Annotated in this window: 10 protein-coding genes, 1 tRNA gene and 1 other RNA gene; 8 read left to right on the forward strand and 4 right to left on the reverse strand. The window is 59.8% G+C overall.

Features of this window, described 5'->3' with window-relative positions; translation table 11 throughout:
* Positions 1 to 6 precede the first annotated feature (6 nt).
* Together G3256_RS05660 and G3256_RS05665 are read right to left on the reverse strand one after the other, a co-directional pair.
* Positions 7 to 1,140 carry a polysaccharide biosynthesis/export family protein gene (locus tag G3256_RS05660; protein ID WP_169639894.1) on the reverse strand — a complete coding sequence of 378 codons (1,134 nt, stop codon included), beginning with the start codon at positions 1,138 to 1,140 and terminating at the stop codon, positions 7 to 9.
* A 97-nt stretch (positions 1,141 to 1,237) separates the two neighbouring features.
* Entirely contained in the window at positions 1,238 to 2,506 is a 1,269-nt protein-coding gene (locus G3256_RS05665; protein WP_484592909.1) for a capsule biosynthesis protein, read from the reverse strand.
* Positions 2,507 to 2,704: 198 nt separating this feature from the next.
* On the opposite strand from G3256_RS05665, the gene G3256_RS05670 reads away from it, so the two are divergent.
* The 5 genes from G3256_RS05670 to G3256_RS05690 all read left to right on the forward strand — a co-directional run bounded on the left by G3256_RS05670 (position 2,705) and on the right by G3256_RS05690 (position 5,830).
* Positions 2,705 to 3,298, forward strand: a complete 594-nt coding sequence (locus G3256_RS05670; RefSeq protein WP_169639895.1) for a riboflavin synthase — start codon at positions 2,705 to 2,707, stop codon at positions 3,296 to 3,298.
* Between the two features lie 71 nt (positions 3,299 to 3,369).
* On the forward strand, positions 3,370 to 4,494 hold the full coding sequence (gene ribB, locus G3256_RS05675; RefSeq protein ID WP_169639896.1) for a 3,4-dihydroxy-2-butanone-4-phosphate synthase: 1,125 nt from the start codon (positions 3,370 to 3,372) through the stop codon (positions 4,492 to 4,494).
* A gap of 3 nt (positions 4,495 to 4,497) precedes the next feature.
* Entirely contained in the window at positions 4,498 to 5,049 is a 552-nt protein-coding gene (locus tag G3256_RS05680) for a 6,7-dimethyl-8-ribityllumazine synthase (protein WP_169639897.1), read from the forward strand.
* Positions 5,046 to 5,528, forward strand: a complete 483-nt coding sequence (gene nusB / locus G3256_RS05685) for a transcription antitermination factor NusB (RefSeq protein ID WP_169639898.1) — start codon at positions 5,046 to 5,048, stop codon at positions 5,526 to 5,528. Before G3256_RS05680 ends, nusB begins: the two co-directional genes overlap by 4 nt.
* Positions 5,529 to 5,590: 62 nt before the next feature.
* A complete protein-coding gene (locus G3256_RS05690) occupies positions 5,591 to 5,830 on the forward strand; it encodes a hypothetical protein (protein ID WP_169639899.1) in 240 nt (79 codons plus the stop codon).
* Positions 5,831 to 6,130: 300 nt separating this feature from the next.
* Here the strand turns inward: G3256_RS05690 and ssrS are convergent.
* Positions 6,131 to 6,285: non-coding RNA, 6S RNA (gene ssrS / locus G3256_RS19385), on the reverse strand.
* 102 nt (positions 6,286 to 6,387) lie between these two features.
* On the opposite strand from ssrS, the gene G3256_RS05695 reads away from it, so the two are divergent.
* Entirely contained in the window at positions 6,388 to 6,846 is a 459-nt protein-coding gene (locus G3256_RS05695) for an MmcB family DNA repair protein (RefSeq protein ID WP_169639900.1), read from the forward strand.
* Here G3256_RS05695 and G3256_RS05700 read toward each other — a convergent pair.
* Complete coding sequence (locus tag G3256_RS05700; protein WP_169639901.1) at positions 6,843 to 7,040, reverse strand: DUF6324 family protein; 198 nt, start codon at positions 7,038 to 7,040, stop codon at positions 6,843 to 6,845. The two genes, G3256_RS05695 and G3256_RS05700, sit on opposite strands and share 4 nt — an antisense overlap.
* Before the next feature lie 80 nt (positions 7,041 to 7,120).
* Here G3256_RS05700 and G3256_RS05705 point away from each other — a divergent pair, with 80 nt between their 5' ends.
* Both G3256_RS05705 and G3256_RS05710 read left to right on the forward strand, forming a co-directional pair.
* Complete coding sequence (locus G3256_RS05705) at positions 7,121 to 7,603, forward strand: GNAT family N-acetyltransferase (RefSeq protein WP_169639902.1); 483 nt, start codon at positions 7,121 to 7,123, stop codon at positions 7,601 to 7,603.
* Between the two features lie 43 nt (positions 7,604 to 7,646).
* Positions 7,647 to 7,723 (forward strand) — tRNA-His (locus G3256_RS05710).
* The last annotated feature ends 12 nt before the right edge of the window (positions 7,724 to 7,735 follow it).

The raw sequence follows: 7,735 nt of genomic DNA on the forward strand, positions 1-7,735 counted from the left end.
TCGGTGTCAGTTCGCCAGCTGGTCGATGGAAGCGGCTGGCCCGAGGAGTGAGCCTACAAGACCGGAGACAGCCTTGTTCCACTGTGCGAGAGGCGCTTCGGTGACATAGAGGGTGTCGCCATCGCGGATCACGAAATCACGCGCCCGGAAAAGGCCGTTGGGCTCGGTAAGATCCATCACATAGATCATACGCTGCTCACCGATAAGATCGTTACGTCCCAGCACGTCAGCGACAATCTCGGGGCTTTCGTTGCGCAGGATGAAAATGCCGGTTGCATCCGATGCGCTCGGTATCAGTCCTCCGACCTGGGCGATTGCCTCCAGCGCGGAGATATTCTGTGAGCGGAAGGCGACGCGGGCCTGGGTTCCCGTCGCGCCGAGGGCGGTAAAGGACCGGGTGTCTTCTTCCACAAGGATGCGGTCACCGCCCCTTAAGGCGATATCAAGCTGCGGATGCGAATAAAGGTCCTGAAACCAGATACGGCCCCGGTGTCCGCCGCGCAGCACGGTGATCTGGGCGATCTCCGGTTCAATGGTGACGCCACCGGCCCGGGCCAGCATGGTCGAAAGCGTACGGGTAGGGCGTTCGATCGGATAAACGCCCTGTCCTCCGATTGATCCGATAAGCGACACGGTAGAGCCGTCGCCCGCCATGCGGCGTACTTCGACCTGTGGATCGGGCGTCTGTTCTTCGAGCCGCTCGGTGATGATGCGGCGAATGGCTTCGGGTGAGTTTCCGGAGGCTTTGATGCGCCCTGCATAGGGGACAAAGATGAACCCCTGGCCGTCGACCTGAACAGTTTCCAGCAGAGTGGCGTTCTGTGCTTCGCCCGCGAGCAGCCCGTCATCCACGTTTTCCCAGATCGTCAGGCCCAGTACATCGCCGGCCTGAATGGTGTCGGAGCCGACAACGCCCGCGTTTCGGAAGCTTTCAGAGAACCCCAGTGCTGGTACGACGGCCGTAGCGCGAGTGACCCTGTCGTTGACTGCGACGACAAAGGCGTCGCCCTGCTGCTGTACGGAGCCGCTGTAAATTTCGGATTTGTTCGGACCAACCTTAGGAAGGCCGCATGATGCAACCACTGCGAAAACCGCAATAGCCGCGATGGGACGGACCCACCGGAGTGCTTCAGGTGCCACTGCTCGGTCTCCTCGACCTGTAAATCTGCCTCAGATTGCCGGTTTTTCCGACATAATTGACCTGAGCGTAGCGAGGGTCTTTGCCGAAATCCAGTGTTTACGAGGCATGACGGTGACTTACGAGCCGCAACTGTTGCGGATGCGCCGCGGTCGGATCTGTGCGGTCCGCGCGGGGTTCGCGAGTCGAGAGGAGCCTGTCGGACGCCAGGCGCAGCACCTGGCGGCGTCCGGCTGCTGCATAAAAGCTGCCCGGTATCTGGCTTGTTTCCAGCAGAAAATCGCGAAAGAGCGCGTAGGCCGCGGGGTCAGGGCGGTTCGGGCCGGCAAAAAATTCGGCCACCGGCTGGTGCGACACAAGACCCGGCTTATCATAAACGGCCCGTCCGAAGATGCGAAGAGGCAGACCGCGCCAGAGCGCCTGCTGGCCGGCCGTTGAATTGACGGTCACAGCACTCAGTGCATCATTCAGCAGCCCCGCAAGTTTGCCGCCATCCACATAGTGCACGCGATCTCTGAGGTCATACGCCTGTGCAAGACGCCGGATCGTGTGACGCAGCGGTGCACGCCCGTCTTCGAGCGGGTGTGCTTTAAAAACAAGGTGATGATGGGCAGGCGCGCCCTCGGCAAAGCCTCTGATCACCACCTCCAGAAATTCCGTCTGGGTGGTAAACGGAGAATGCATCTGAAAAGAGCTGTCATGCTCCAGCTGCAAAAGAGCGAGGTGATACGGCCAGGCCCCCCGGCGGATGCGCCATGTGGCCAGACGCCGTTCGAGCGAGCGCAGGGGCATCAGGGCAAGACGACGGACGTAGAGCAGAAACTCCGAGCGGACCCTGAGCGCGCGGTGGGGCCGGAATGTCCGGTAGCGCCAGTTAAAGAACATCACAAAGAAATGGTAGAGCGCGCCATAGAACATGTGGTGCCTGAGCGCACCCCAGTGGGCGGGGGGCACGGGGCGCTGCCGCTCGGCGGTCTCTCGCAGGTGCCTGATATCGTCCAGCGACAGATCCATCAGCCGCGAATTGCCGTTGGTGCCATCCCGCTCCAGGGTCACCCACCAGGGGCGCAGATACCCTTCCTCGAACACATGCACGGTGACATCTGCCGCGCGGGCTTTCGCGATCGCATCGGCATGGACAGGTCGCACGTCGCCGTAAAGCACGACATCGGTTACGCCGTGCTGCGTAAGCAGAGCCTCAAATGCTGCAGGCCAGTCCTCCGCACGACCGCGCCAAGGAATATAGGTTTTTCTGTCCGGCCAGAAGGCAGCGTCGCCGGCGTTGAACCCCACGCGCAGGACACCGGCCCCGGTGCTGGTGAGCGCGCGACCGAGTTGCCCGAAAAACGGACCGTGCGGCCCCTGCAACAGCAGAAACACTCGCGGGGCGATGGGTGCACTGTCGTCCAGGAGTTTGCCTTTTCGCTGAAAGTATCCGGCGCATCGGATCAGGTTGTGGTTAACAGACTATTACAGCGGGCCACTGACGGGGCAAGAGCGGCTCTTGTCACAGGGCCGCGCCACCGCTAGGTCAGGGGCATCACGCGGGATCAGAGGCACGGCGCAATGTTCACGGGCATTATCACCGATATCGGCACCATCATCGAAACCAGGCAGGAAGGCGACCTGCGGGCCCGCATCCGGACCGCCTATGATACGTCACGCATTGATATGGGGGCCTCGATTGCGTCGGACGGTGTCTGTCTGACCGTCGTGGACCTGGGGCCTGACTGGTACGAGGTGCAGATCAGTGCAGAGACCGTGAGCAAAACCAATCTGACCACATGGGCACCCGGAAAGCGGGTCAATCTTGAACGCGCGTTGCGGGTCGGAGACGAACTGGGCGGGCATATCGTTTCGGGTCATGTTGATGGCGTGGCAGAGGTGGTATCCGTGACCGACGAGGGCGACAGCACGCGGGTCGTTCTGCGCGCGCCTGAAGATCTTGCGAAATTCATCGCTCCGAAAGGGTCCGTAGCGCTCAACGGCACGTCGCTGACCGTGAACGAAGTCGACGGCCGCGATTTCGGGGTCAATTTCATCCCGCACACAAAAACCGCAACGACATGGGGCGATGTGAATACCGGCGACCGGGTCAATCTGGAAATTGACACGCTTGCCCGCTATGTCTCCCGGCTTGCGGATATGCACAACACCTGAGCGGTTGCCCGGGTGGTAAAGCCGCGTGGCCTCGGTTATGTGGCAGCAGGAAAACGACGAAGGCTGCACCCATGAGTTTTGAAACCCCGGGACCCGTTGAGGCGAACCTGCGCGATGCCATCTCGCCGATCGCTGAAATCATCGCTGAGGCGGCTGCGGGCCGCATGTTCATCCTCGTGGATCATGAAGATCGCGAAAACGAGGGTGATCTCGTTATCCCCGCGCAGTTTGCTGATGCGGCAGCGATCAATTTCATGGCGATGCACGGGCGTGGACTGATCTGTCTGCCCCTGACATCCGCACGGATCGACACTCTGGGTCTGCCGATGATGGCGGTGAATAACTCGTCGCGGCACGAGACAGCCTTTACTGTTTCGATTGAAGCGCGTGAGGGTGTGAGCACAGGTATTTCCGCCGCTGACCGTGCGCTGACCGTGGCCACGGCAATCGACGAGAGCAACGGTCAGGCCGATATCGCAACACCTGGCCACGTCTTTCCGCTGCGCGCGCGTGACGGTGGCGTGCTGGTGCGGGCAGGGCATACCGAAGCGGCTGTGGACATAAGCCGGCTCGCAGGCCTGCATCCGTCGGGCGTTATCTGTGAGATCATGAAACCCGACGGCGACATGGCCCGCTTGCCGGATCTGGTTGAGATTGCCCGCACCCACGGGCTGAAAATCGGTACGATCAGTGATCTGATTGCCTATCGCCATCAGCATGACAACCTGTTGCGCCTGCGCGACCAGCGCACCGTCACGTCGACCTATGGCGGCGACTGGGAGATGCGCATTTTCGCCGATCAGATCACGGGCACGGACCATGTGGTGCTGACCAAAGGTGATATCACAACGCCTGAGCCCGTGCTGGTGCGAACCCATGCGCTCAATGCGCTGGAGGATGTCCTGGGGCTCGGACCGTCGCCTGCTGATGAACTGCCACGCGCGATGGAGATCATCGCGCGCGAGGGCCGGGGGGCCGTGCTGCTTTTCCGCGAGCCGCACCCGAAGCTGCGCCTTGACAGTGACGACGAAGACGCGCCGCGCACAATCAAACGCACCGGCACCGGCGCGCAGATCATGTCAACGCTGGGCCTGTCGGATCTGATCCTGCTCACCGACAGCCCGCAGACGAAATACACCGGCCTTGAGGCCTATAATCTGCGGATCACCGGCACCCGACCGATCACGGAGGACTGACCCATGGCAGCCAATGAACAGCATTACACCCCTGAGCGACCGTCCTTTGATAAACCGGTGAAGCTGCTGATTGTGGTGGCTCCTTACTATAAGGATATCGCCGACAATCTGGTAGCCGGCGCCAAAGCCGAGATCGAAGAAGCCGGCGGCACCTGGGAGCTGGTCGAAGTGCCGGGCGCACTGGAAGTTCCGACGGCCATCGGCATCTCTGACCGGGGCAGTAATTTCGACGGCTATGTGGCGCTGGGCTGTGTGATCCGGGGAGAGACCACGCACTACGAAACAGTCTGCAATGACAGCTCGCGCGCGATCCAATTGCTGGGGCTGCAGGGGCTGTGCATCGGCAACGGTATCCTGACTGTGGAAAACCGCAAACAGGCCGAAGTCCGCGCTGATCCTGACGGCCAGAACAAAGGCGGCGGAGCCGCGGCGGCAGCCTTGCATCTCATCGCGCTCACCCGTAAGTGGGGCGCCCGGACAAAAGGCATCGGGTTCAAACCGGCAGGCGAAAGCTATCGCATTGCCGGCGCATCAGACGGATCACATAGCGCATGACAACTGCCCATGGCAATCTTTCCGGCAACCAGCGCCGCAAAATGAAATCGGCCGCACGGCTTTATGCAGTGCAGGCGCTTTTTCAGATGGAACATTCCGGCCAGACGGTTGAAACCGTGCGTCGTGAATTTCTCGATCACCGTTTCGGCGCGGTCTATGAAGGCTCTGAGATGCTCGACGGCGATATGGACCTTTTCGCGGATGTACTTGATCAGGCGGTGAACCATCAGGCTGCGATTGACCAGATGACGGACCGTGCTCTCGTTGCCAAATGGCCGATCGCGCGGATTGATCCGACACTGCGTGCCCTTTTCCGGGCCGCCGGCGCCGAGCTGCAGGCAAAAGACGCACCGCCAAAGGTCGTTATCACCGAATACGTCGATGTGGCACGGGCGTTTTTCCCGGACGGCAAAGAACCACGTTTTGTGAATGCGGTCATTGACCACATGGCACGCGAAGCACAGCCTGACGCATTTTGACGCAAAGGCCGCCCGCGCTATTCTTTGCGAGAGGCCGTGAGGTCGCAGAGCAGGAGCGACGTATGCCAAAGGTCGTCAGACTTTATATTCACAGCGCCCTCGCGGGGTTTGTGCTGGCGGGCATTTTCACCGGTCTGGTACTCTGGCTGAACGTGGGCAACCTTTGGCACCTTGTCTCAGGGTCCGATGTGGCGGTTATGGCGGTCACCGTGTTCTGGGTGCTTAACGGAATTGTCTTTTCAGGTGTGCAGTTTGCCTGGGGTATAACGCGAGCGGCAACGCCGGGTAATCAGGAGCAGTGACCATCACAGGCAGCCCCTTTCAAGGACCGGATGGCGAACGAATGAGCAATGGGATGCACATTTGTGATTATATGCAGTGCGGCTCTGGACTTTTCACGCAGAACGCCCATTTAATATAGCAAAGGAGTCACAGGACATGTTTGATTTCATCTCTCGTTTCATAAGCACCCTATTTGCTCAGCCTCAGCGCGATGAGCTTCTGATCCGTGTGCGTGTCGAAGAGAAACGTCCGCTGCACCGTCGCCGCTGAGGGCGTTCTGCTTATTGTGCTATGGCACAGTGATCAGTGAAAAGGGTGTGACGGGCCCGCTGTAACCGTTTTGGTTTTATATTCCCGAGGACCTGTATATACAGGTGGGCGCCGGATAGACTGACCAGGGTCAGAACAGAGCCAGCTCCCTCGGATTTGCTTAAGGCCACTGGAACGTAACCAGTCACGAGAAAAGCAGCACCCGTCGATTATCTACTTAGGGGCGCGACTCTTTCCGGACAAGAGTGATCAATCCGGTTTCCACAAAATCCTTGCACGATGTTCCTGTTATGTTCATATTTGCGCCATGGCGCACGATGATCTTCAGACCTTTCAGGCCGGCCAGCTTCTGGCACGCGGCACCGCCCGGCTGCTGGCAGGATATGGTTTTGTCAGCATAGAGGAATTCGTGCCAGCGCGCGGTCTTCGGGTCGATGTGATCGGCCTGGGGCCAAAGGGCGATATCTGGATCGTCGAATGCAAATCGTCGCGCGCGGATTACCAGTCAGATCAGAAATGGCGGGGCTATCTGGAATGGTGCGACAGATTTTTCTGGGCCGTCGATGAGGCGTTTCCGGATGAACTTCTGCCGGAGGATACAGGGCTGATCATCGGCGATGCCTATGGTGCCGAGATTGTCAGAATGGGTCCTGAAAACCGGTTGGCCGCGCCGCGCCGGAAGGGCATCACCCATAAGATCGCCACTACGGCCGCACGACGCCTGCACAGCCTGCGCGATCCGGATATGGGGCAGGAGTTGGGCTAGCGTCTGTGGCCGGACATGCCACGGGCGCGTGCTGCTGCGGCTGATATTTCTTCTGCGATTTCCAGCGCATCGTCAGGCGTGAAATCCATAGGAATTTCAACGCCGTCCGCTTCGACGTAAATGCGCACCATGCCTTTGTCAGTCGGCCCGATCTGCAGGTTTGCCTCGATGTCGCGTTCGGTGTCGATGCCCATGATGATCTCCCGGATGAAGTGGGCGCATCGCTAACCGGTGCAGGCTTGAAAAGCAAGCGTGCGGGTATTTTAATGCAGCCATGACAGATGTAAGAATCCGCATGTTCGTAGCGGACGACAAAGACTGGCTGCTCGAACAGCACCGCTTTCTTTATGCGCGCGACGAAGGCTTTGACGAGACGTTCGGCGCGCTGGTCAGCGATATTCTTGACGATTTCATTGCGCATCATGATCCGGAGCGCGAACGGGGCTGGATTGCGGAAGACGACGGCGGCCGCCTTGGGTCTGTGTTCTGCACACATACGAATGAGGAAACCGCCCGGTTGCGGATGTTTCTGCTGGTGCCGGAAGCGCGCGGGCAGGGGCTGGGGCGGCGCCTTCTGGATCTGTGCATCAGCCATGCCCGTGATCAGGGCTACCGGGATATAACGCTCTGGACTCACGAGAGCCACCGCGCGGCCTGCGCGCTGTATGCTGCCACAGGCTGGCAGATAGAAGACAGCAAAGCGACCCGCTCATTCGGTCAGGATGTGGTCGAGCAGAACTGGCGCTATCGGCTCTGACCCTCTTGCATTCCTTTGGTATGGGCGCTAAATCCGGGCCAGTGCCGCCTTAGCTCAGTAGGTTAGAGCGCCTGATTGTGGATCAGGAGGTCCCCAGTTCAAGCCTGGGAGGTGGTACCATCGATATCAATG

The sequence above is a fragment of the Roseobacter ponti genome, from assembly GCF_012932215.1.
Lineage (GTDB): Bacteria > Pseudomonadota > Alphaproteobacteria > Rhodobacterales > Rhodobacteraceae > Roseobacter > Roseobacter ponti.